Raw genomic sequence first — 20900 nt, forward strand, 5'->3', positions numbered from 1 at the left:
CGACCGTTTTTGCGGCCGTATTTGATTAGGGTGTTTTGGTGACAAAACGGGCATTTTTTATGTTCATTGGTAAAAAATCGCTGAAAGCCTTGCATGGTAATGCTTGCAGCGATTTTTACCAACCCAAATGTCCATTAAGCCTAATTTTCCAATGTATTCAACTGATCTCTTACTTTCATATTTAGTCCCTTTCTTATGGACATTCTCCAATAATATTGGCTTGATCATCCAATCGATAATGTTTGACATTTCCTTGTGCATCAATTTTACACAGCACCGTAGGTAAGGTTAGCCGTCGAAACGGCGAACCGTACACCCGCGGGCATCGCATCCTTCACACAACATCGCGTACGGTTACGCCCCAAAAAGCACGGGGCTAACCGTACCTACGCAGGCTATACGAAAATGACGAAAACAAATTATCAACGGAATAACCAAACACAGCCTGAAGAACAAGGCCGTCTGAACGTTCAGACGGCCTTTCCTTTCCGCTTGCCATACCTACGCTTCTTCGTGCAGCAGTCCGTACTGCACCAGCTTTTTCCTGAGCGTATTGCGGTTGATGCCCAGCACGGCGGCGGCTCTGCTCTGGTTGCCGCCGCACTCGTCCATCACGCAGCGCAGCATCGGCTTCTCCACCTGCCCCAACACCATTTCGTAAACGCCGCAGGGCGTTTCTCCGTCCAAATCCCTGAAATACTGTTTCAGGCTCTGCTCCACGCAGGATGCAATATCGGGCGTATTGTTGTTTTTCATTTTCTGTCTCTCTTTATCTTCGCTGTTCAAAACCGCTGTTCAAACGGATGCTGCGCCGTCTGAAAACACAACCAGTTTACTCCTGCCGCCCCGTTTTTTCACGGATTGTCTGCCGAACGGGCTGTTACCGCGATAAGCCATTGCGGGTATTTTCAGACGGCCTCGCGGTAGCGGCACGGCCAAAAAACGGTATCTTCCGCCAGTTTCGCCAAAAATGCGGCAACCGCGCCGTACTGCTCCGCCGCGCTGCCGGCACGGTTGGCCGTTTGGCGGACGGTTTCGCCCTGTGGCAGCGCGGCGGCATACCAGCCGATGTGTTTGCGTGCGATGCGCACGCCTGCGGTTTCGCCGTAGAACTCATACATCGCCGACAAATGCCGCAACACGGTTGCCGAGGCCGTCTGAAACGGCAGCGGCGGCGGCAGGCTGCCGTATTGCAGGTAGTGCGCCACATCGGCAAACAGCCACGGCTGCCCTTGTGCGGCACGCCCGATCATCACGCCGTCCGCACCCGTCTGTTTCAACACGGCTGCGGCCTTCTGCGGCGAATCGATATCGCCGTTTACCCACAAGGGAATATTCAGACGGCCTTTGACTTCGGCAATCAGGCCGTATTCCGCCTCGCCTCGGTACATCTGCTCGCGCGTGCGGCCGTGGACGGCGATGGCGGCGATGCCCGCGTCTTCGGCCATTTTCGCCACCGTCGGCAGGTTTTTGCTGTCCCCGTCCCAACCCAAACGCGTTTTCAGGGTAACGGGCACGTCCACGGCCTTGACCACCGCTTCCAAAATCCTGCCCACCAGCGGCTCGTCTTTCAGCAGCGCGCTGCCCGCCAGCACATTGCTGACTTTCTTGACCGGACAACCCATGTTGATGTCGATAACCTGCGCACCGAGCGATACGTTGTAACGCGCCGCCTCGGCCATCACTTCGGGACTGCTGCCGACAATCTGCACCGCCGCCACACCGTCCTCGCCTGAAAAATCGCTGCGCCGCAGCGTTTTGGCCGTATGCCGCAGCGAAGGGTCGCTGGCCAGCATTTCGCCCACCGCCCAACCCGCACCGAAACTGCGGCACAGGATGCGGAAAGGTTTGTCGGTAATTCCCGCCATCGGCGCAAGCGCAACGGGCGTACCGACGGAGAAAGAACCGATATTCATAGGGAGCGTGCGCAAAGGAAAAGCGTGATTGTACATTTTTTAAGCAGGGATTGGCTAGGGTGGGCAACCGTTTGGAACGGGGCGGCGATGGTTGGGTCACACCGTTATGCCCGCGTCGGCAGGAATCCGGAGAAATTTGGGATTCGGATGCCGTTGAAAATATCCGTTGCTTATGGGTTCAATGTCTGGATTCCCGCCTGCGCGGGAATTACGAGGATGCAGTTTCAGACGGCCTAGGCTGTTACTTGGGAAGTTCGACGGTATTTGGGGAACGGGTTCAGATGGCCCATGCTGTGCGTACGGTTACGCCGCTTGGGGCGGCTAACCGTACCTACTTGGACTTTGGAAGTTCTGCGGTATTTGGCGCAAAGATTTCAGACGGCCCATGCTGCGCGTACGGTTACGCCGCTTAGGGCTGCTAACCGTACCTACTTGGACTGGAGACGGTTAAAACAATGTCGTCATTCCCGCGCAGGCGGGAATCTAGGAGACTTTGGGATTCGGATACCGTTGAAAATACCGGTTGCTTGGCGTTCAACGTCTGGATTCCCGCCTGCGCGGGAATGACGGGGATACAGTTTCAGACGGCCTGGGCTGTTGCTTGGGAAGTTCGGCGGTATTTGGGGAACGGGTTCAGACGGCCCATGCTGTGCGTACGGTTACGCCGCCTGGGGCGGCTAACCGTACCTACTTGGACTTCGAGAAATTCAACGGTAATTAGCACAACGGTTTCAGACGGCCCATGCTGCGCGTACGGTTACGCCGCTTGGGGTGGCTAACCGTACCTATTTGGATTTTGGAAATTCTGCGGCATTAAGACATCGGTTTCAGGCGGCTTTTCCCCTATACATTCGGCCACACGGTTTAAACGGCAGGTTTCAGACGGCCTGTACGCCGACCGTACCTTCTGTCTCAACACCGCATTCAGACCGCTGTTTCCGCTATTTCCCAAAACGCCGTTTCGGGGAAACGGCGTGCCAAGTGGTTTTGCAGATATATTTTCGTGTTTTCGGCAATTTCCGCATCTTCTTCGCGGTGGCGGTTATAGGCCAGCGTGTGTACGGGGATATTTCGGCTTTGGCAGGCGGACAGGCTCAGCAGGGTGTGGTTGATGCTGCCGAGCCTGCCGGAGGTAACGAGCATCACGGGATAACCGTGGCGGTGGATATGGTCGAGCACCGTTTCAGTTTCGTTGTACGGCACAGCCAGGCCGCCTGCGCCTTCGAGCAGGACGTAATCGTATTTGGCGGCCAGCCGCTGTGTGGCGGCGGCAATCGTGTCCGGCTCGATGCGCCGCCCTTCGAGCGCGGCGGCCATGTGCGGGGAACAGGGATAGGAAAAGAGATAGGGGCAGGTGGTGCCGTCTGAATCGTCTTCCGTCAGGCCGATGCCTTGGATTTTTCGGTGGACGAGGATGTCGTCTGAAAATCCGGTGCAGCCGGTCTGCACCATTTTTTGGGTAATGACCGAAAAACCCTGCTGCATCAGCCATTTGGCGTACAGCCCTGTGGCCACGGTTTTGCCGATGCCGGTGTCGATGCCCGAGATGAAAAGGATTTTGCCTGTCATGGTTTGCTTTCCTGAGAGGATGGAGCGAAGGCCGTTCGCCCTGCCCTATTTTCTGACCGCCGATATGTAGAGCGGACGGTAAGTCAGGCTGACGCCGCCGTCTGCCGCAGCGAAACGCGCCCGATAGTTTTCGCGAAACGCGGCCAACCGCTGCCTTGTCCACACCATGCTGCCCGCAGCGGTTACGCCCGTGAGCTTGAGATGTTTCAATACGTCCAGCGGGTCGGCAAAATTCAGGCAGACGGTGTATTCGGACAATTCCTGCACATTAAAATCCGCACCGAGCCACCGCCGCCATTGCGCCGCGTCGGGATAATCCAATCCGACTCCCGTCAACGATTTGATTTCGCAAAGATTGTTTTCGGAAAATGTGTTGAACAGCAGCAGGCCGTCTGAATCCAGCATTCGGGCGCAGCGGCGGACAAAGCGTTCTTTGTCTTCAAACCACTGCACCGCCGATGCCGACACGACCACATCGTAGCCGCTGCCGAAATCGAGTGTTTCCGCATCACCGCAAAGGTAGCGGCAGCGGATTTCAGACGGCATCCGCTGCCGAAGCGTTTCAAGACAGCCGGCACTCAAATCGTTGGCGACCCAATGTTCCGCACGGACATGCTCCGCCAGCAGACGGGTCAGCAGGCCGGTGCCGCAGCCGATTTCGAGTATCTTGCCGAATGCGGTTCCGCGCTCGAGCAGCAGGCTCAGCAGGTGTTGGTGGATCTGTTTCTGCGCATCGGCGTGTTGCTCGTAACTGCCCGCGGCGGCGGCAAAACGGTGTGCTATCCGCGCTTTGTTCACGGCCATAGCTCCGCCCAGGCACCCCAATGCGGGAACAGGTTGTGGCTGCCGCCGCCGACCACGGTTTGCGGACAACGGTTTTGCCAATAGGCGGTTTGATTTTCCGCGCTGAAAATTCGGTCGCGGCTGCCGGTAAACGCATGCGTCCAGCGGATGAGGCCGCTGCGCTCGTCCTGCGATACGGCATCGTTTAAAAACGCCAGTTCGTCGCGGATTTCGGGCAGCGTCCGATGGCCGTCGAGCGCACGGTAACGTTCCCATCCGGCCTTGCCGCCGCACATCCGCTGCTCGAATTTCAGACGGCCTGCGTCGTCCAGATGTTCCAATGTGGCCTCAAACACGGCGGCGGGAATGCCGAAACGGTCGTGCTTGGGCATCGGCGTGCCGTTGACCGCCGTGGCCGACACCAGCGGGACGCCCTGCATCGCGCGCTCCGCCACCCACACGCCCATCGACCAAGCCACCATGCGGATTTCGCGGTATGCGCCGAAATCGAAATCCAACTTCAAACTGCGGTAACTGCCGCACAGCAGCAGGCTGGCGTTTTCAGGCGGCCTCAAATGGCCGACCGCCGAAAACGGCGTGCCCCAGCCTGCGAAATAAACCAGCAGGGTTCGGGTGCCGTTGGGGATGAAACGGGTGTGCATGGCATTCCTTTTGAGTTGAAAGGCGTGTTTGCCCGAAACCGTAACCGACGGTTGGAACGGGTCGAAAACCGCCGCCCCGTCCAACCGTTTGTCCGGCATGTTCAGACGGCCTTACGGCGGCGGAAAAATGCCTGCCATCATACCGAGCGCGCGTTCCGTTGTCCAAACCGATGCCGGTTTTTCGGATGCTTTCCGCATTCAAGGCCGTCTGAAAAAATGTTTTCAGACGGCCTGTGTTGTTTTTTAGGAAGTTCTGCGGTATTGCGGTTTTGGGAAAGCGGTTTCAGACGGCTTGGGCTGTTTCTTGGGAAGTTCGGCAGTATTTGGGGAACGGGTTCAGATGGCCTGTATGGTGTGTACGGTTACGCCGCTTGAGGCGGCTAACCGTACCTACATGGGCTGGAGACGGTTAAAACAATGCCGTCATTCCCGCGCAGGCGGGAATCCGGGCAAACTTGGGGATTCGGATGCCGTTGAAAATATCCGTTGCTTACGGGTTCAACGTCTGGATTCCCGCTTGTGCGGGAATGACGGGGGGCAGTTTCAGACGGCTTGGGCTTTGCGTACGGTTACGCCGCTTAAAGCGGCTAACCGTACCTACTTGGGCTGTTGTTGGACAATATTGGTTACTTAAGGGTTAACGTCTGGATTCCCCCTTCGCAGGCATGACGGACGATACAGCCGTATAAACAGGCACACGCTGCAAATACAACCTGCCTGCAAAGTTTATCCGCCGTAACGTACGCCAAAGACCAAAGGCCGTCTGAAAACGGGTTTTCAGACGGCCTTTCATGTTTTACCGCAAACGGTATGTGTTTGAACCATCAGCGTTTGTTGGCATCCAGATAGCGTTTGATCAGACGCTCCGTGGAGCTGTCGTGCTGCTGCGGTTCGGTTTCGCCCTGAAGTTCGGCCAAGATGGTTTTGGCGAGCTGTTTGCCCAGCTCCACGCCCCATTGGTCGAAGCTGTTGATGCCCCAAATCACGCCCTGTACGAAGGTTTTGTGTTCGTAGAGCGCAATCAGGCTGCCCATGTTGCGGGGGTTGATTTTGCGCATCAGGATGATGTTGCTCGGACGGTTGCCGCTGAAGGTTTTGTGCGGGACAAGGGCTTCGATGCGCTCCGCGTCCATACCCTGCGCCTGAAGTTCGGCGCGCGCTTCGTCGGCGGTTTTGCCGCGCATAAAGGCTTCGGCTTGGGCAAACACGTTGGAGAGCAGGATTTCGTGGTGGCCGGGCAGGTTGCTGCGTTTTTCAAGGCTGGCAATCAGGTCGATGGGGGTAACGTGGGTGCCTTGGTGCAGCAGTTGGAAAAAGGCGTGCTGGCCGTTGATGCCGGTTTCGCCCCAGATGATGGGGCCGGTTTCGTGTTCGACTTTCTGTCCGTCGAGCGTAACCTGTTTGCCGTTGCTTTCCATGTCGAGCTGTTGGATGAATTTAGGCAGGCGGTGCAGGTGTTGGTCGTAAGGGGCGATGACGTGGCTGCCGCCGCCGTAGTAGTTGATGTACCAGATGCCGACAAGTGCAAGGATGACGGGCATGTTCTGCTCGAGCGGGGTGTTGATGAAATGCTGGTCCATCAGGTGGGCGCCGTTGAGCATTTCGATGAAGTTTTCTTCGCCCAGATAGAGCATGATAGGCAGGCCGATGGCCGACCACAGGCTGTATCGTCCGCCGACCCAGTCCCAAAATTCAAACATGTGGTCGGTGTCGATGCCGAATTCGGCGACGGCGGTTTTGTTGGTGGAAACGGCAACGAAATGTTTGGCGATGTCTTCTTCGCTGGCTTCGCGCAGGAACCATTGGCGCGCGGTTTTGGCGTTGGTCAGGGTTTCCTGCGTGGTGAAGGTTTTGGAAGCGATGATGAAGAGCGTAGTTTCGGGGTGGACTTTTTCGAGCACGTCGCGCAACTGCGAACCGTCGACATTGGAGACGAAGTGCATCTTCATGCGCGGATGGCCATGGGGCTTGAGCGCGCTGCACATCATCAGCGGCCCCAAATCCGAACCGCCGATGCCGATATTGACCACGTCGGTAATCACTTGGTTGGTGTAGCCCAACCATTTGCCGCTGCGCACGTCGTCGGCGAATTTGCCCATCTGCTGCAACACGCGGTTGACCTTGGGCATCACGTCTTCGTCATCGACATAAATCGGCGAATTGGTGCGGTTGCGCAGGGCAACGTGCAAAACGGCGCGGTTTTCCGTGGTGTTGATTTTTTCGCCGTTGAACATCTGCCGCATTTTTTCGGGCAATCCCGCTTCGCGCGCCAAATCGAACAGCAATCCCAAGGTTTCGTCGCTGATGCGGTTTTTCGAGTAGTCGAGTGTGAGGCCGCCCACTTCGAGCCAATAGCGTTCGGCACGGCCGGGGTCGCTGGCGAACATGTCGCGCATATGGTCAGACTTGGTCTCGTCGAAATGCTGCCAGAGTTTTTTCCAGGTCGGCAGGTCGTGAAGGTGTTTCATGTCTCTGATTCCTTATGGTTGGTTTTGCCGGTTTGCTCTTTGTTGTGTTCCGGCGTATTGAGGTGTTTGCTGTGGATGCTGCGTTTGCTCTTCGCCAATTGCAGGCTGGCCGGTTCGCCCAAGCGCAGGGCGAGGCTGATGGCCAGGATGTCGATAACGGCCAGTTGGAGCAGGCGCGAAATCATGGGCGTGTAAACGGCAATGTCCTCCTGCGCGGCAACGGTCAGCACGCAGTCGGCAAGCTGGCTGAGCGGGGAATCGGCGCGGGTAACGGCAATCACGGACGCGCCGTTTTCTTTGGCCGTGCTCACGGCGTCGAGCAGCTCGATCGACGAGCCTGAAGTCGAAATCGCCACCAAAACGTCTTTGTCGGACAACACGGCGGCGGCCATCAACTGGGTGTGGGTATCGACGTAGGCCACGGTGGAAATGCCGAAGCGGAAAAATTTATGCTGTGCGTCCTGCGCCACGATGCCCGAATTGCCGACACCGTAAAACTCCACGCGGCGGGCGTGCATCAGCATGGCGGTGGCGTTTTCCAGGTCGGCTTCCTTCAGGTAGCGGCGCTCGCCCAAAATCGATGCGGCGGCATTGCCCAACACTTTCTCCACCACCACGCTCATGTCGTCGTCGGCGTTGAGTTCTTCGTGTACATACGGCATCCCTTCGTGGCCGATGCTGGCGGAAAGCGCGAGTTTGAATTCGGGCAGGCCTTTGTAACCCAGGCTGCGGCAGAAACGGATGACCGTAGGCTGGCTGACCGACGCACGCTCTGCGATTTCGGCAACGGCGGCATGGACGAACCATTTGGGTTCGGCCAATGCCGATTCGGCGACTTTGCGTTCCGCACCCGAAAGAGAAGGCAAGGATTCACTGATTTTGCTTAACATATTATTTTCCCTATCACTTTTTATATTGCCCGTACAACCTTCCATACAGGCCGTCTGAAAAGGCGGCGGGCTTTCAGACGACCCCTGCTTCGACCCGGACAGGCTGCCGCACCGAATCCGGCAACCGCCCCGCCAAAACCGTTTCCACAGCGGCCGAACCCTATTTGCCTGTTCCGCCGCCGTTTTCAGACGGCCTTTATTTCGCGCCCTGCCCTTTACCTGCTCCGCCCAAAGCCGAGGTATTGTTGCATTCGCCGTGCAGGTGGTTTTCCAAAGCCACCGCCGCACCGGTGATGCCGGGGTATTTGCTCAACACGATATACACCGGAATCGCAGCCAGATAAGCATCGAAGCGGCCCTTGTTTTCAAAACGGCTGCGGAAGGGCGAGTATTTGAAATAGTCGATAAAGCGCGGGATGATGCCGCCGCACAGATACACGCCGCCGCTTGCGCCGAGCGTGAGCGCAAGGTTGGAGGCGACGGTGCCGAGCATGGCGCAGAAAATGTCGAGCGTGAGGCGGCACAGCGGCGACGAGCCGCTCAAGGCGTTTTCGCTGATTTCGGCGGGGGTAAGTTTCTGCGGCTTCACGCCTTCTTTCACGGCCAACGCTTCGTAAATCAGGGTCAGGCCTGCACCGCTCAGGAAGCGTTCGGCGGAAACGTGGCCGAATTTTTTCTTGGCATACTGCCAAATCATCACTTCGGCATCGTCGAACGGCGGGAAGCTGACATGGCCGCCTTCGCCCGCCAGCGGCGTCCAGCCCGCATTGCTGGGAATCAGGCCGCTCACACCCAAACCTGTGCCCGGGCCGATAACGGCTTTCGGCGCATTTTCAACGGGTTTGTAGCCGCCCACCTGCACCAGTTCTTCAGACGGCACGCGGGTAATCGCCAATGCCTGCGCGGTAAAGTCGTTGAGCAGAATCAGGGTTTCCAAGCCGAGGGATTGGCGCGTGGTTTCGATGGAAAACGCCCAATGGTGGTTGGTCATCTGCACCCAGTCGCCCAAAATCGGGTTGGCAATCGCGATGGCGGCATGGCTGATTTTCGGGTTGCCCGCGCGTTTGAGATATTCGCGGGCCGCATCGACGATGGTGTCGTAATCGTTGCAGGGCAGCACTTCGATTTTGTCGAGCTGGTGCGGTTCGGTTTCGAGCGCGAAACGGGCGTTGGTGCCGCCGATGTCGGCAACGAGACGCGGCCAGTGCAGCACTGCGTCTGCCGCCGTTTTTTTAGTTTGCGTAGAAGACATGGCAGTTGATTCCTTGATGGTTCAAAACGAAGCTGACGGGATGGGTTTCAGACGGCCTTTGTACGGCTTGGTCGAACACGGCCTTTTTCTCCGCGCCGCCGATGGCGAGAAACACGGCGGGCGTTTTCGCCACCGCGTCCAGCGTCATGCTCACGCGCTCGTGCGGCGCGGTAACGGGCGTGGTGTGCAGCAGCGGGGTTTCGGTGTCGGTCAAACCCTGTTGCAGTTGCGGTGCCTGCGGAAACAGCGAGGCGGTGTGTCCGTCGCCGCCCATACCGAGCACCAGCGCATCGGGCTGCACGTAATGTTGCAAGGCCGTCTGAACCACGGCTTCGGGCTGCAAACCGGCTTCGGTTTGACCGTCTTCCACCACCGGAATCCATTTGGCGGCGGCGGCTTTGTTTTGCAGCAGGTATTCGCGCACGAGCTTGGTGTTGCTGTCGTCGTGGGTGGTGGGCACGATGCGCTCGTCCACCAGCGTGATGCCGGTGTTCTGCCAGTCCAAATCTTTTTTCGACAGCGCTTCGAAAAACGCAATCGGCGAACGTCCGCCGGATACCGCCAGCACCGCACTGCCTTTTTTGTCGAGCGCGGTTTGCAGCGCGGCGGCCACCGCATCGGCCAAGCCTTGAGCGGCGGCGGCGTTGTTTTCAAATTCGTGCCATTCGTAAGCCATTCGGATTCCTTCGGATATGGTTAGTTCGGGTTTCAGACGGCCTGTATGCCTGCGGCTTCAGGCCGTCTGAAAACGGTAAACGGTTGTCGGATGCGCCGTCCGCCTGCCGCCTTGCGGCATAGTACAGGCAGGCCGAATACGGTTATCCTGCTGCAAATGTTTTTTCAGACGGCCTTCCGCACCGGGGATGCCGTCTGAAATCAGACTACTGCTCTTCGTGCCATTTGTCGCCGTTGCGCGCCAAAAGTTCGCGGGCGGCTTCGGGACCCCAAGAATGGGCGGCATAGCCGTGCGGCGGAACGGGGCTGTTTTCCCAGTTTTCCATAATCGGCATCACCCATTCCCAAGCGGCTTCAAGTTCGTCGCGGCGGTTGAACAGGGCGAGCTTGCCGTTGATCACATCCAACAACAGGCGTTCATAGGCTTCGGCGCGGCGGCCTTCGATGGCCTGCCCCATGTCCACAGCCAGCGCGGTCGGTTCTACTTTATTGCCCGCGCCCGGAGTTTTGACCTGTGTGTACAGACGCACGGATTCAGTGGGCTGCAATTCGATAACCAAACGGTTGGGCGCGGCCGCGCTGTTTTCGTAGATATGGTTGTCCAAATCTTTGAAGTTCAACACGATTTCCGCCACCTTGCCCGCCATGCGTTTGCCGGTACGCAGGTAGAACGGCACGCCTTTCCAGCGTTCGTTGTCGATTTCGGCTTTCGCGGCCACATAGGTTTCGGTGCGGCTTTCAGACGGCACGTTCAGCTCCTGAAGATAGCCGTTCATGCCTTTGTCGGCGGTATATTGGCCGCGCACCACATTTGCATCGACATCGGCGGAAGTCAGCGGTTTGAGCGACTTGATCACTTTCATTTTTTCGTCGCGCACATCGTCGGCATCCAGACTTTTCGGCGCTTCCATCGCGGTCATGCACAGCATCTGCATCAGGTGGTTCTGCACCATGTCGCGCAGCGCGCCGGTGATGTCGTAAAACTCGCCGCGCTCTTCCACGCCGAGCTGCTCGGCAATGGTCAGCTGCACGCTTTTCACATATTTGTTGTTCCACAGCGGTTCGAACACCACATTGGCAAAACGCAACGCGAGCAGGTTTTGCAGGCTTTCCTTGCCGAGATAGTGGTCGATGCGGTAAATCTGCTCTTCTTTGAAATAGCGGGCAACGTCGGTGTTGATTTCTTGGGAAGATTTCAGGTCGGTGCCCAGCGGTTTTTCCAGCACGATGCGTACGTTCGGCGCATTCAGGCCGACTTTGGCCAACGCTTCGCAGGCAGGCGCGAAAAATTTGGGCGCGGTGGAAAGGTAGATGACGACGTTGTCGGTTTCCTTGCGCGCTTTGACGGTTTCGGCCAGCGCGTCAAACTGCTCGGGGCGGGTAACGTCGACGGTAAGGTATTGGATGCGTTTGGTAAACGATGCCCACTGCTCGTCGGAAAAGTTTTGTTTGATGTGGATTTTGGAATGGGTTTCGACTTTTTCCAAAAAGCCGCCGGTATCCAACTCGCTGCGGCTTACCCCCAGAATACGGCCTTCGGGATGCAGCAGCCCCGCAACGTGTGCCTGATACAGGCAGGGCAGGAGTTTGCGCATGGCCAGGTCGCCTGTGGCACCGAACAACACCAAATCAAAATTCGTCTGCTTATTCATCGTGTTATCTTTCAAGTCAAGGATTCAGGACGTATTATCGGAACATCGTGCGGCGTATGCCGTCTGAAAAAGCCGTGCGGCTGCCGGAATTCGGTAGTAATCCTACACACCGCTACAGGGTTTGTCTATTGCGTTTTCGCCTATTTTTTTGACCTAATCCAAACCAACCGCCATTTTTTCCGTTCTCTGCGGAAAGATTCGGATTTAAATCAAACTTCGGTCAGTTATTTTGTAATTTCTGTAACTAAACTACAAAACTATATTATAATAATGACTACATTGAAAAACTTTTCAGACGGCATCAAGCCTTTGACTTTTCAAAACAAAATCCAAACCGAACACCTTATCCGAGCGGTACGCAGACATCCGCACTTTAGAAAGGCCGAACCATGACCACCCCCGCCATCCACCCCAAACTCGCCGCCATTACCGAGCGCATCATCGAACGCAGCCGCCCCACCCGCGAAACCTATCTCGCCCGCATCCGCGCCTTGAAACAGCAGGGCCGCGTCGAGCGCGACCGTCTCGGCTGTTCCAATCTGGCGCACGGCTACGCCGCCATGCCCAAAACCATCAAAATCGAAATGCTCAAGCACACCGTGCCGAATTTAGGCATGATTACCGCCTATAACGACATGGTTTCCGCACACCAGCCGTTCAAAGATTTCCCGGATTGGATTAAAGACGAAGCAGGCAAACACGGTGCCACCGCCCAAGTCGCCGGCGGCACGCCCGCCATGTGCGACGGCATCACCCAAGGTTACGAAGGCATGGAGCTTTCCCTGTTCTCGCGCGACGTGATTGCCATGAGCACCGCTGTCGGCCTGTCGCACCAAATGTTCGACGGCGCACTGTATTTCGGCGTGTGCGACAAAATCGTTCCCGGCCTGATGATAGGCGCGCTTTCCTGCGGCCACATCCCCGGCATTTTCGCACCCGCAGGCCCGATGGAAAGCGGCATCGGCAACAAAGAAAAAGCCCGCACCCGCCAACTTTTCGCCGAAGGCAAAGTCGGCCGCGACGCCCTGCTCGAAAGCGAAATGGGTTCCTACCACAGCCCCGGCACCTGCACCTTCTACGGCACGGCCAATTCCAACCAAATGATGATGGAGCTGATGGGCGCACACCTGCCCGCAGCCGCATTCTTCCACCCCTACACCCCCATGCGCGAAGCCCTTACCCGTTACGCCGCCGCCCACTTGGTCGAAGGCATCAAAAACGGCACGGCCAAACCGCTGGGCGAAATGCTGAGCGAAAAATCGTTTATTAACGCCATGATCGGCCTGATGGCCACGGGCGGCTCCACCAACCACACCATGCATCTTGTCGCCATGGCGCGCGCCGCCGGCGTGATTCTGACTTGGGACGACTTCGACGAAATCTCCTCGATTATCCCCCTGCTGATCCGCGTTTATCCCAACGGCCCCGCCGACGTCAACCACTTTGCCGCAGTCGGCGGCCTGCCTTTCGTCATCCGCGAACTGCGCAACAACGGCCTGCTGCACGACGATGTCGACACCGTAATGGGACACGGCATGGAAATCTACACTAAAGAACCCTTCCTGATAGACGGTAAACTCCAATGGCGCGATGCCGTGGCCGAAAGCCGCGATACGGAAATCCTGCGCACTGTTGCCGCCCCCTTCTCCCCCGACGGCGGACTGCGCCTGATGAAAGGCAACATCGGACGCGGCGTAATTAAAGTATCCGCCGTCAAAGACAGCCACCGCATCATCGAAGCCCCCGCCATCGTGTTCGACGACCAAAAAGAAGTATTGGCCGCATTCGAACGCGGCGAACTCGAACGCGACTTCGTAGCCGTCGTCCGCTTCCAAGGCCCCCGCGCCAACGGCATGCCCGAACTGCACAAACTCACCCCTCCGCTGGCCATCCTGCTCGACCGCGGCTTCAAAGTCGCCCTCGTTACCGACGGCCGCATGTCCGGCGCATCCGGCAAAGTGCCCGCCTCCATCCACATGAGCCCCGAAGCCCTGCTCGGCGGCGGCATCGGCAAAATCCGCACCGGCGATCTCATCCGCTTCGATTCCGTGACCGGCGAACTCACTGCCTTGGTTGACGAAAAAGAATGGGCCGCCCGCGAAACCCCGCAGCCCGACCTGAGCAAAAACAACCACGGCATCGGCCGCGAACTCTTCGCAGGCTTCCGCAGCTTGGCATGCAGCGCGGAGAAAGGCGCAATGAGCTTCGGCGGAGATTTTTCATAACATCTACTCCCTTGAGAATCCGATAACATCGGATTCATGGCAGTTTGTACACCAGCAAACAAAACGTACAAAAGCTGGAAACGAAAGGCCGTCTGAAAACCTGAATTCAGGTTTTCAGACGGCCTTTCAACTTTATCCATCACATTACGAAACGACTTCGCCTTGTGTGCGCTGTTTTTCGATGCTGCGGTTGATGTACCACTGTTGGGCGATGGTAAGCAGGTTGTTGACCACCCAATACAGTACCAAACCGGCGGGGAAGAAGAAGAACATCACGGAAAACACCATCGGCATGATTTTCATCATTTTCGCCTGCACCGGATCGGTGGGCGGCGGATTGAGGAATGTTTGGATAAACATTGTCGCGGCCATGATCAGGGGCAGGATGTAGTAGGGGTCGATGCGGCTCAAGTCGGTAATCCAACCCAGCCACGGCGCCTGACGCAGTTCGGCGGACGCGAACAGTGCCCAATAAAGGCCGATGAACACGGGGATTTGCAGCAACATGGGCAGACATCCGCCGAGCGGGTTGATTTTTTCGTCTTTGTACATCTGCATCATGGCTTGCTGGAGTGCCATGCGGTCGTCGCCGTATTTGGCTTTCAGGGCCTCGAGCTTGGGCGCAACGGCACGCATTTTGGCCATGGAGCGGTAAGATGCATTGGTCAGCGGATACAGTACGGCTTTAACGATGCAGGTCAACACGACAATCGCCCAGCCCCAATTGCCGATAAAGCCGTGCAGCCAGTTGAGCAGCCAAAAGAGCGGCGCGGCGAACCAGTGGACTTTGCCGTAGTCTTTGGCCAATTCGAGATTGTCGGCAACCGCACTGATGGTGTCGGTAACCTGCGGGCCTGCATAGAGGTTCATGGCGAAAGTTTCTTTGCTGCCGTTGGCCAACGGTTTCAGCGGTACGCTTACGCCTGCGCTGTAAAGGTTGTCGTTGCGGCGTTTGATGTCGATTTGGCAATCGCCTGAGGCACACACGGTTTGACCGCCTTTGGGCTGGAGAATCCAGGTCGACATGAAGTGGTGTTCAATCATGCCCAGCCAGCCGGTTTGGGTACGGCGCTCGTATTCGGCTTCGCTTTTGCCCGAAGTGTAATCGTCGTCAAGATCGGAAAAGTCGATTTTCTGAAACTCGCCTGCCGGTGTGTAGACAACGGGGCCGGTATAGGACTGGGTAAAGTAGCCCTGTCCTTCCGGAGTCGTGTTGTCGCGCACGACACGGTAGTTGGCGGTAAGCTGTACGGGTTGTCCGCTGCTGTTGGCAACGTCGAAACGCACGTTCACAAGGTAACTGTTCTTACTGAAGGTATAGATTTTTTCGACAGTCAGGCCGTTGGCGGCGGAAGCAGTCAGGCGCACTTCGGTTTTGTCGCCGTTGAGCGTGTAGTTTTTCTGCGCGGAAGTAAAGCTGACACCCTTGAGAATGTTGTTGCCCGCCGCATCCAGCAGTTCGGACTGTGCAACATAAGTGTATGTTTTGCTGTCGTTAAACAAAACGAAGTTTTTCTTTTCGTCGCCGCTGGCCTGATATTTCAGGAGCGTAAGCTGACGCAGATCGCCGCTTTTTTCATCGATGACGGCTTTGACCGTATCTGTGGTTACGGTAATCGGCACAGCGGAGGTCAAAGCTGCGGCCTCAACGGGTTTCGCCGCCTGCTGCTGTTGCGCGGCCTGCTGCTGCGGGGTAGGTTTCGGCCTGGGGAACAGTTGTTCCCAACCGAACAAAATCGCGGCGGCTATGGCGAAAAAGGCCAACAGTCGTTTGGTTTCCATATCGAATCCTAGGGGTGGTTTTGTTTTCAGACGGCATTATATAGAAAACCGTCGGAATGAAAAGGGAAAATAAAGACAGGATGTTACAGGCTTTTCAGACGGCCTGAACGGCTCAATGTGCCGTCTGAAAATACGCTGAAAATACCGCACGCACTTGGCGGCACAACGGCAGATTGTTCCTTTGCAGGCAGATTCAAGGCAGCGGATCATGTCCGTGACCGCCCCAAGGATGACAGCGGGCGATGCGTTTTGCAGCAAGCCAGCCGCCCTTGAATGCGCCGTATTTTTTTACCGCCTCCACCGCATATTGCGAACAGGTGGGCGTATAACGGCAGCGCGGCGGAATCAGCGGACTGACGGCATACTGGTAAAAACGTATCAATACGAGCAAAAGCCTGGCAGCCATCGGTTCACCGTTTCATCAGCCGAGCAAGTTGTGCACGGGCTTCCGCTGCGTTTGTACGGGTAAAAGACATTTTCACGCGCACCACGAAGTCATGCGGAGGCAGCGTATGTTTGTTGAGCCTGAACCAGTCGCGTATCACGCGCTTCATATAATTGCGCGCATTGGCCCGTTTGGCGGCTTTTTTGCCGACCACCAAACCCAGCCGCGCATGTCCCAAACCGTTCGCACCCGACTGCATCACTTGGAGCAATGCGCTGCTGCGCCTGTTTTTTAACGCAAAAACGGATGAAAAATCATCCGTTTTTAATAGGCGGTACTGCCTGCCGAAACCGTTGTCCAATTTGATTACACGGCCAAACGTTTGCGGCCTTTGGCACGGCGTGCGGCCAATACGGCACGGCCGCCGCGGGTTTTGGAACGGACCAGGAAACCGTGGGTGCGTTTGCGTTTGGTGACGGAGGGTTGGTAAGTGCGTTTCATCTTGCTTCCTAAAAATCGGGTCTAAAATCAAACTGTGGATTACACTCTATTTTTACGGTTTTGTCAATCCGTATTATCAAACCGATACGCACCTGCGATACCCGTCGGGTTCGGCCCGGAACATCCGCTTTTGCCGTTACAGAACAAGCGGTTTGGCACGGCGAAGCAGCCTTCCCGCCGTTTTCAGGCGGCCTCCGTTTCTGCTCCGGCAAATATTTCCCTGCCACGGTGCGCCTGTGGATAAAATTCGGTATAATCGCTTTCCTGTTGGGCATATACATGTTTATGTGTACAAGCCTTAACATCACATTCCACAGGCCGTCTGAAAACGCCTGCCGCATTTTTTCAGACGGCCTTAACAATTTTTCTGCAAACCTCTTCCGTTCGGACAGCACATCATGACTTTAGCTGAATTTTGGCCGCTGTGCCTGCGCAGACTTCACGGCACGCTTTCCGAACAGCAGTTCGGACAGTGGCTTGCGCCGTTGACGGTAGACGAAGAAGACGGCGCATGGGTTGTGTTCGCCCCCACCCAGTTTGCCTGCAATATGCTGAAAAACCGTTTTTCCGCCTCACTGGATGCCGTACGCGCCGAACTCGCTCCCGAGCGGCCGGCATTGGTATTCAAAACAGGAGCGGGAAAACGTTACGAAATGGCGGCGGACACGGCAGATGTTGCGGAAACTGACATTCAGACGGCCTCAAGTTTTTCCGACACCCCGAAAACCGAACCGGTAGAACAAACCGCCCCCAAGCGCAGTAGCGCGAAATCCGCACGCGACTTAGTGGCCGAGCGCATGAAAAACCTGTCGGAAAAACCGAAATCCGATACGCCGCCATCCGCACCCGAAGCGGAAAAGAAACCCGCCAAAACCGCTGCAAAAACCGCAGACACCCAAGCACAGCAGGCAGCTTCCCGCTACGAACAAACCAATCTTTCGCGCGACTATACCTTTGAAACGCTGGTGGAAGGCAAAGGCAACCGCATCGCCGCCGCCGCCGCGCAGAGTATCGCCGAAAAGCCCGGCCAGCAAACCGTGAACCCATTTTTCCTGTACGGCAGCACCGGTTTGGGCAAAACCCATTTGGTACAGGCCATCGGTAACGAACTGCTGAAAAACAACCCCGACGCCAAAGTGCGCTACATGCACGCCGACGACTACATCCGCAGCTTTATGGGCGCGGTGCGTACCGGCAATTACGACGTATTCAAACAGCAATACAAGCAATACGACCTCTTGATTATCGACGACATCCAGTTTATCAAGGGCAAAGACCGTACGATGGAAGAGTTTTTCTATCTGTACAACCATTTCCACAATGAAAAGAAACAGTTAATCTTGACCTGCGACGTTTTGCCCGCCAAAATCGAAGACATGGACGACCGCCTGAAATCGCGGTTTTCATGGGGGTTGACGCTCGAACTCGAACCGCCCGAACTGGAAATGCGTGTGGCGATTCTTCAGAAAAAAGCCGAATCCGTGGGCATGGACTTGTCCGACGAAGCCGCTTTTTTCATCGCCAACCTCATCCGTTCCAACGTGCGCGAGCTTGAAGGCGCGTTCAACCGTGTGAGCGCAAGCAGCCGCTTTATGAAAAAGCCGATTGACGTGGATTTGGCGCGGGATGCGCTGCAAGACATCATCGCGGTCAAACACAAAGCCATTACCGTCGATCTGATTATCGACACCACCGCCAAATACTACCGCATCAAGGCCAACGAAATCTTGGGCAAAAAGCGTACCCGCAACATCGCCCGCCCGCGCCAGGTCGCCATGAGCCTGACAAAAGAACTCACCAACCTGAGCCTGCCCTCCATCGGCGATGCTTTCGGCGGCCGCGACCACACCACCGTGATGCACGGGGTAAAAGCCGTTGCCAAATTCCGCGCGGAAGACCCCGAACTGGCGCAGGATTATGAAAAACTGCTGATTATGATTCAGAACTGAACAGGCCGTCTGAAAACCGTACCGAGAACCGACAGGCATCCTTTATCAAGCCAACCGAAAACCCGATGCGGACGGCTTCCTGTCGAAAATACGGTTTTCCGTTGCAACGGATGGCACAGGCAACCGAAAAAACTTCAGGCCGTCTGAAAACACATTTCAGACGGCCTGCCGAAAAACCCGCTTTTACCAAAACATTATCCCTTCAACCAAAGGAATAACCATGCAGATTTTACAAGCCGACCGCGACTCCCTGCTCAAACCGCTGCAAGCCGTCACCGGCATTGTGGAACGCCGCCACACATTACCGATCCTCTCCAACGTCCTGCTCGAAAACAGCGGCGGGAAAACCAATATCCTGGCCACCGACCTGGAAATCCAAATCAACACCCACGGCCCCGAAAGCAGCGCGGGCGATTTCCGCATCACCACCAACGCCAAAAAACTCCAAGACATCCTGCGTGCCCTGCCCGAAAGCGCCGTCGTGCTGCTCGACTGGGCGGACAACCGCCTGACCCTCAAAGCAGGTAAATCGCGCTTCGCCCTGCAAACCCTGCCTGCAGAAGACTTCCCGCAGATGAGCGTCGGCGAAGAAATCAGCGCCAGCTTCTCGCTCGAGCAGGAAGTGTTCAAAAACATGCTCTCGCAGGTTCAGTACAGCATGGCCGTGCAGGACATCCGCTACTACCTCAACGGCCTGTTGATGCAGGTCGAAGGCGACCAAATCCGCCTCGTCGCCACCGACGGCCACCGTTTGGCCTATTCCGCCAGCACCATCAATGCCGACCTGCCCAAAACAGAAGTCATCCTGCCGCGCAAAACCGTGCTCGAGCTGTTCAAACTGCTCAACCACCCGCACGATGCGCTGGAAATCGAACTGCTGAACAACCAGGTTCGTTTCCGCTGCAACGACACCGTAATCGTCAGCAAAGTCATCGACGGCAAATTCCCCGACTTCAACCGCGTGATTCCGTTGGACAACGACAAAATCTTCCTGCTCCCGCGCACCGAACTGCTGGGTGCGCTCGAACGCGTTTCCATCCTGGCCAACGAAAAATTCCGCGGCGCGCGCCTCCTGCTGCAGCCGGGCGTATTGAGCGTGGTCTGTTCCAACAACGAACAGGAAGAAGCCCGCGAAGAACTCGAAATCGCCTATCAGGGCGGCGAACTCGAAGTCGGCTTCAACATCGGCTACCTGATGGACGTTTTGCGCAACGTCCACGCCGAAGACATGCAGCTCGCTTTCGGCGACGCCAACCGTTCCACCCTGTTTACCGTGCCGGACAATCCGAATTTCAAATACATCGTGATGCCGATGCGGATTTAAGAAACGAATAATCCGAAAACAGGCCGTCTGAAAACACCGAACCAGGACTGTTTCAGACGGCCTTTGTCTCGCAAGTTTCGGCAATATCCTCAGTTTCCGACGGCATCCGACCCTACGGTTTCTTTTCCCGCGTATCCGCAGTTTCCACCTTACCGCCGTCAGCGGAACAGCGGCGGCAACGTTCGGTATTGCACCCGCCCTAATCCCTTTGTACGATAACCAAACCCGCTGTGGCGGCTTAAAATCAGATTACCCGTTCATCCATTCAGGAGACTGACATGAAAAAAATACTGACCGTATTGCTGGCCGCAGGCCTGTGCCAAACCGCTTTTGCCGCCGGCATCGGCATCGACAAACCTTGGGCACGCGCCACCGTCGAAGGCATGAAAATGGGCGGCGCGTTCATGAATGTCCGCAACGACACCGCAAGCGACGATTTTCTGCTGGGCGGCAGCACCGCCGTCGCCGAACGTGTGGAAGTGCACACCCACATTAACGATAACGGCGTGATGCGGATGCGCGAAGTCAAAGGCGGCATCCCGCTGCCCAAAGGCAAAACTACCGAACTCAAACCGGGCAGCTACCACATCATGTTCATGGGCTTGAAACGTCCCCTGAAAATCGGCGAGAAAATTCCCGTAACGCTCAAATTCAAAAACGCCAAACCGCAAACCGTCCAAGTAGACGTCAATACCGCGCCCAAAGCGCCCGTCGGCCACAACCACGGCAACGGTGCAAACCATTCGGGACATTAAAACCCATTCCCTTGTCTCTCTATCGTTGGGACACAGAAGGGCGTCTGAAAAGTTTTTCAGACGGCCTTCTTCTATCGGGGGATTTGCGGAACATACGGCACACCGCCATGTT

At 56.5% G+C, this 20900-nt stretch carries 19 protein-coding genes; 5 read left to right on the plus strand and 14 right to left on the minus strand.

Annotated features, from left to right (window positions below):
- Window positions 1-501: 501 nt before the first annotated feature.
- The 5 genes from ACEYDX_RS11415 to ACEYDX_RS11435 all read right to left on the minus strand — a co-directional run bounded on the left by ACEYDX_RS11415 (window position 502) and on the right by ACEYDX_RS11435 (window position 4930).
- Window positions 502-756: a Fis family transcriptional regulator gene (locus ACEYDX_RS11415; RefSeq protein WP_373742140.1), complete on the minus strand. Its 255-nt coding sequence runs from the start codon at window positions 754-756 to the stop codon at window positions 502-504.
- A gap of 152 nt (window positions 757-908) precedes the next feature.
- Window positions 909-1916 carry a tRNA dihydrouridine synthase DusB gene (dusB, locus tag ACEYDX_RS11420; protein WP_373742141.1) on the minus strand — a complete coding sequence of 336 codons (1008 nt, stop codon included), beginning with the start codon at window positions 1914-1916 and terminating at the stop codon, window positions 909-911.
- Window positions 1917-2840: 924 nt separating this feature from the next.
- On the minus strand, window positions 2841-3485 hold the full coding sequence (bioD, locus tag ACEYDX_RS11425; protein ID WP_373742142.1) for a dethiobiotin synthase: 645 nt from the start codon (window positions 3483-3485) through the stop codon (window positions 2841-2843).
- A 45-nt stretch (window positions 3486-3530) separates the two neighbouring features.
- Window positions 3531-4289 carry a malonyl-ACP O-methyltransferase BioC gene (gene bioC, locus ACEYDX_RS11430; protein ID WP_373742143.1) on the minus strand — a complete coding sequence of 253 codons (759 nt, stop codon included), beginning with the start codon at window positions 4287-4289 and terminating at the stop codon, window positions 3531-3533.
- The gene (locus ACEYDX_RS11435) at window positions 4280-4930 is read right to left on the minus strand and encodes a DUF452 family protein (protein WP_373742144.1); all 651 of its coding nucleotides are present in this window, start codon (window positions 4928-4930) and stop codon (window positions 4280-4282) included. The genes bioC and ACEYDX_RS11435 overlap by 10 nt, the downstream gene beginning before the upstream one ends.
- Before the next feature lie 28 nt (window positions 4931-4958).
- On the opposite strand from ACEYDX_RS11435, the gene ACEYDX_RS11440 reads away from it, so the two are divergent.
- Window positions 4959-5177, plus strand: coding sequence for a hypothetical protein (locus tag ACEYDX_RS11440; protein ID WP_373742145.1), 219 nt, complete (start codon window positions 4959-4961; stop codon window positions 5175-5177).
- A 577-nt stretch (window positions 5178-5754) separates the two neighbouring features.
- Here ACEYDX_RS11440 and pgi read toward each other — a convergent pair.
- From pgi to zwf, 5 genes are all read right to left on the minus strand, one after another.
- A complete protein-coding gene (gene pgi, locus ACEYDX_RS11445) occupies window positions 5755-7398 on the minus strand; it encodes a glucose-6-phosphate isomerase (RefSeq protein ID WP_373742146.1) in 1644 nt (547 codons plus the stop codon).
- The gene (locus ACEYDX_RS11450; protein WP_373742147.1) at window positions 7395-8288 is read right to left on the minus strand and encodes a MurR/RpiR family transcriptional regulator; all 894 of its coding nucleotides are present in this window, start codon (window positions 8286-8288) and stop codon (window positions 7395-7397) included. Before ACEYDX_RS11450 ends, pgi begins: the two co-directional genes overlap by 4 nt.
- A 196-nt stretch (window positions 8289-8484) precedes the next feature.
- On the minus strand, window positions 8485-9540 hold the full coding sequence (locus ACEYDX_RS11455; protein WP_373742148.1) for a glucokinase: 1056 nt from the start codon (window positions 9538-9540) through the stop codon (window positions 8485-8487).
- Window positions 9521-10216, minus strand: a complete 696-nt coding sequence (pgl, locus tag ACEYDX_RS11460; RefSeq protein ID WP_373742149.1) for a 6-phosphogluconolactonase — start codon at window positions 10214-10216, stop codon at window positions 9521-9523. Before pgl ends, ACEYDX_RS11455 begins: the two co-directional genes overlap by 20 nt.
- A 205-nt stretch (window positions 10217-10421) precedes the next feature.
- On the minus strand, window positions 10422-11867 hold the full coding sequence (gene zwf / locus ACEYDX_RS11465; RefSeq protein ID WP_373742150.1) for a glucose-6-phosphate dehydrogenase: 1446 nt from the start codon (window positions 11865-11867) through the stop codon (window positions 10422-10424).
- A gap of 389 nt (window positions 11868-12256) precedes the next feature.
- Between zwf and edd the strand changes: the two genes are divergently transcribed.
- A complete protein-coding gene (edd, locus tag ACEYDX_RS11470) occupies window positions 12257-14092 on the plus strand; it encodes a phosphogluconate dehydratase (RefSeq protein ID WP_373742151.1) in 1836 nt (611 codons plus the stop codon).
- Between the two features lie 144 nt (window positions 14093-14236).
- On the opposite strand, the gene yidC is transcribed toward edd, so the two are convergent.
- From yidC to rpmH, 4 genes are all read right to left on the minus strand, one after another.
- Window positions 14237-15874, minus strand: coding sequence for a membrane protein insertase YidC (gene yidC, locus ACEYDX_RS11475; protein ID WP_373742152.1), 1638 nt, complete (start codon window positions 15872-15874; stop codon window positions 14237-14239).
- Between the two features lie 193 nt (window positions 15875-16067).
- Window positions 16068-16280, minus strand: coding sequence for a membrane protein insertion efficiency factor YidD (gene yidD / locus ACEYDX_RS11480; protein ID WP_373742153.1), 213 nt, complete (start codon window positions 16278-16280; stop codon window positions 16068-16070).
- A gap of 4 nt (window positions 16281-16284) precedes the next feature.
- Window positions 16285-16620 (minus strand): ribonuclease P protein component, encoded by a 336-nt coding sequence (rnpA, locus tag ACEYDX_RS11485; RefSeq protein WP_373742154.1) that lies wholly within the window; start codon window positions 16618-16620, stop codon window positions 16285-16287.
- A 5-nt stretch (window positions 16621-16625) separates the two neighbouring features.
- Entirely contained in the window at window positions 16626-16760 is a 135-nt protein-coding gene (gene rpmH, locus ACEYDX_RS11490) for a 50S ribosomal protein L34 (protein WP_002214728.1), read from the minus strand.
- Between the two features lie 398 nt (window positions 16761-17158).
- Here rpmH and dnaA point away from each other — a divergent pair, with 398 nt between their 5' ends.
- From dnaA to ACEYDX_RS11505, 3 genes are all read left to right on the plus strand, one after another.
- The gene (dnaA, locus tag ACEYDX_RS11495; RefSeq protein ID WP_373742155.1) at window positions 17159-18709 is read left to right on the plus strand and encodes a chromosomal replication initiator protein DnaA; all 1551 of its coding nucleotides are present in this window, start codon (window positions 17159-17161) and stop codon (window positions 18707-18709) included.
- A 220-nt stretch (window positions 18710-18929) separates the two neighbouring features.
- Complete coding sequence (gene dnaN, locus ACEYDX_RS11500) at window positions 18930-20033, plus strand: DNA polymerase III subunit beta (protein WP_373742156.1); 1104 nt, start codon at window positions 18930-18932, stop codon at window positions 20031-20033.
- 278 nt (window positions 20034-20311) lie between these two features.
- Window positions 20312-20788, plus strand: coding sequence for a copper chaperone PCu(A)C (locus tag ACEYDX_RS11505; protein WP_373742157.1), 477 nt, complete (start codon window positions 20312-20314; stop codon window positions 20786-20788).
- Window positions 20789-20900 lie beyond the last annotated feature (112 nt).

The organism is Neisseria sp., assembly GCF_041804105.1.
Lineage (GTDB): Bacteria > Pseudomonadota > Gammaproteobacteria > Burkholderiales > Neisseriaceae > Neisseria.

Excerpts from the sequence above, each read along its gene's own strand:
- ACEYDX_RS11415 (WP_373742140.1), bottom strand. The coding sequence starts at position 756 with ATGAAAAACAACAATACGCCCGATATTGCATCCTGCGTGGAGCAGAGC.
- dusB (WP_373742141.1), bottom strand. The coding sequence starts at position 1,916 with ATGAATATCGGTTCTTTCTCCGTCGGTACGCCCGTTGCGCTTGCGCCG.
- bioD (WP_373742142.1), bottom strand. The coding sequence starts at position 3,485 with ATGACAGGCAAAATCCTTTTCATCTCGGGCATCGACACCGGCATCGGC.
- bioC (WP_373742143.1), bottom strand. The coding sequence starts at position 4,289 with ATGGCCGTGAACAAAGCGCGGATAGCACACCGTTTTGCCGCCGCCGCG.
- ACEYDX_RS11435 (WP_373742144.1), bottom strand. The coding sequence starts at position 4,930 with ATGCACACCCGTTTCATCCCCAACGGCACCCGAACCCTGCTGGTTTAT.
- pgi (WP_373742146.1), bottom strand. The coding sequence starts at position 7,398 with ATGAAACACCTTCACGACCTGCCGACCTGGAAAAAACTCTGGCAGCAT.
- ACEYDX_RS11450 (WP_373742147.1), bottom strand. The coding sequence starts at position 8,288 with ATGTTAAGCAAAATCAGTGAATCCTTGCCTTCTCTTTCGGGTGCGGAA.
- ACEYDX_RS11455 (WP_373742148.1), bottom strand. The coding sequence starts at position 9,540 with ATGTCTTCTACGCAAACTAAAAAAACGGCGGCAGACGCAGTGCTGCAC.
- pgl (WP_373742149.1), bottom strand. The coding sequence starts at position 10,216 with ATGGCTTACGAATGGCACGAATTTGAAAACAACGCCGCCGCCGCTCAA.
- zwf (WP_373742150.1), bottom strand. The coding sequence starts at position 11,867 with ATGAATAAGCAGACGAATTTTGATTTGGTGTTGTTCGGTGCCACAGGC.
- edd (WP_373742151.1), top strand. The coding sequence starts at position 12,257 with ATGACCACCCCCGCCATCCACCCCAAACTCGCCGCCATTACCGAGCGC.
- yidC (WP_373742152.1), bottom strand. The coding sequence starts at position 15,874 with ATGGAAACCAAACGACTGTTGGCCTTTTTCGCCATAGCCGCCGCGATT.
- yidD (WP_373742153.1), bottom strand. The coding sequence starts at position 16,280 with ATGGCTGCCAGGCTTTTGCTCGTATTGATACGTTTTTACCAGTATGCC.
- rpmH (WP_002214728.1), bottom strand. The coding sequence starts at position 16,760 with ATGAAACGCACTTACCAACCCTCCGTCACCAAACGCAAACGCACCCAC.
- dnaA (WP_373742155.1), top strand. The coding sequence starts at position 17,159 with ATGACTTTAGCTGAATTTTGGCCGCTGTGCCTGCGCAGACTTCACGGC.
- dnaN (WP_373742156.1), top strand. The coding sequence starts at position 18,930 with ATGCAGATTTTACAAGCCGACCGCGACTCCCTGCTCAAACCGCTGCAA.
- ACEYDX_RS11505 (WP_373742157.1), top strand. The coding sequence starts at position 20,312 with ATGAAAAAAATACTGACCGTATTGCTGGCCGCAGGCCTGTGCCAAACC.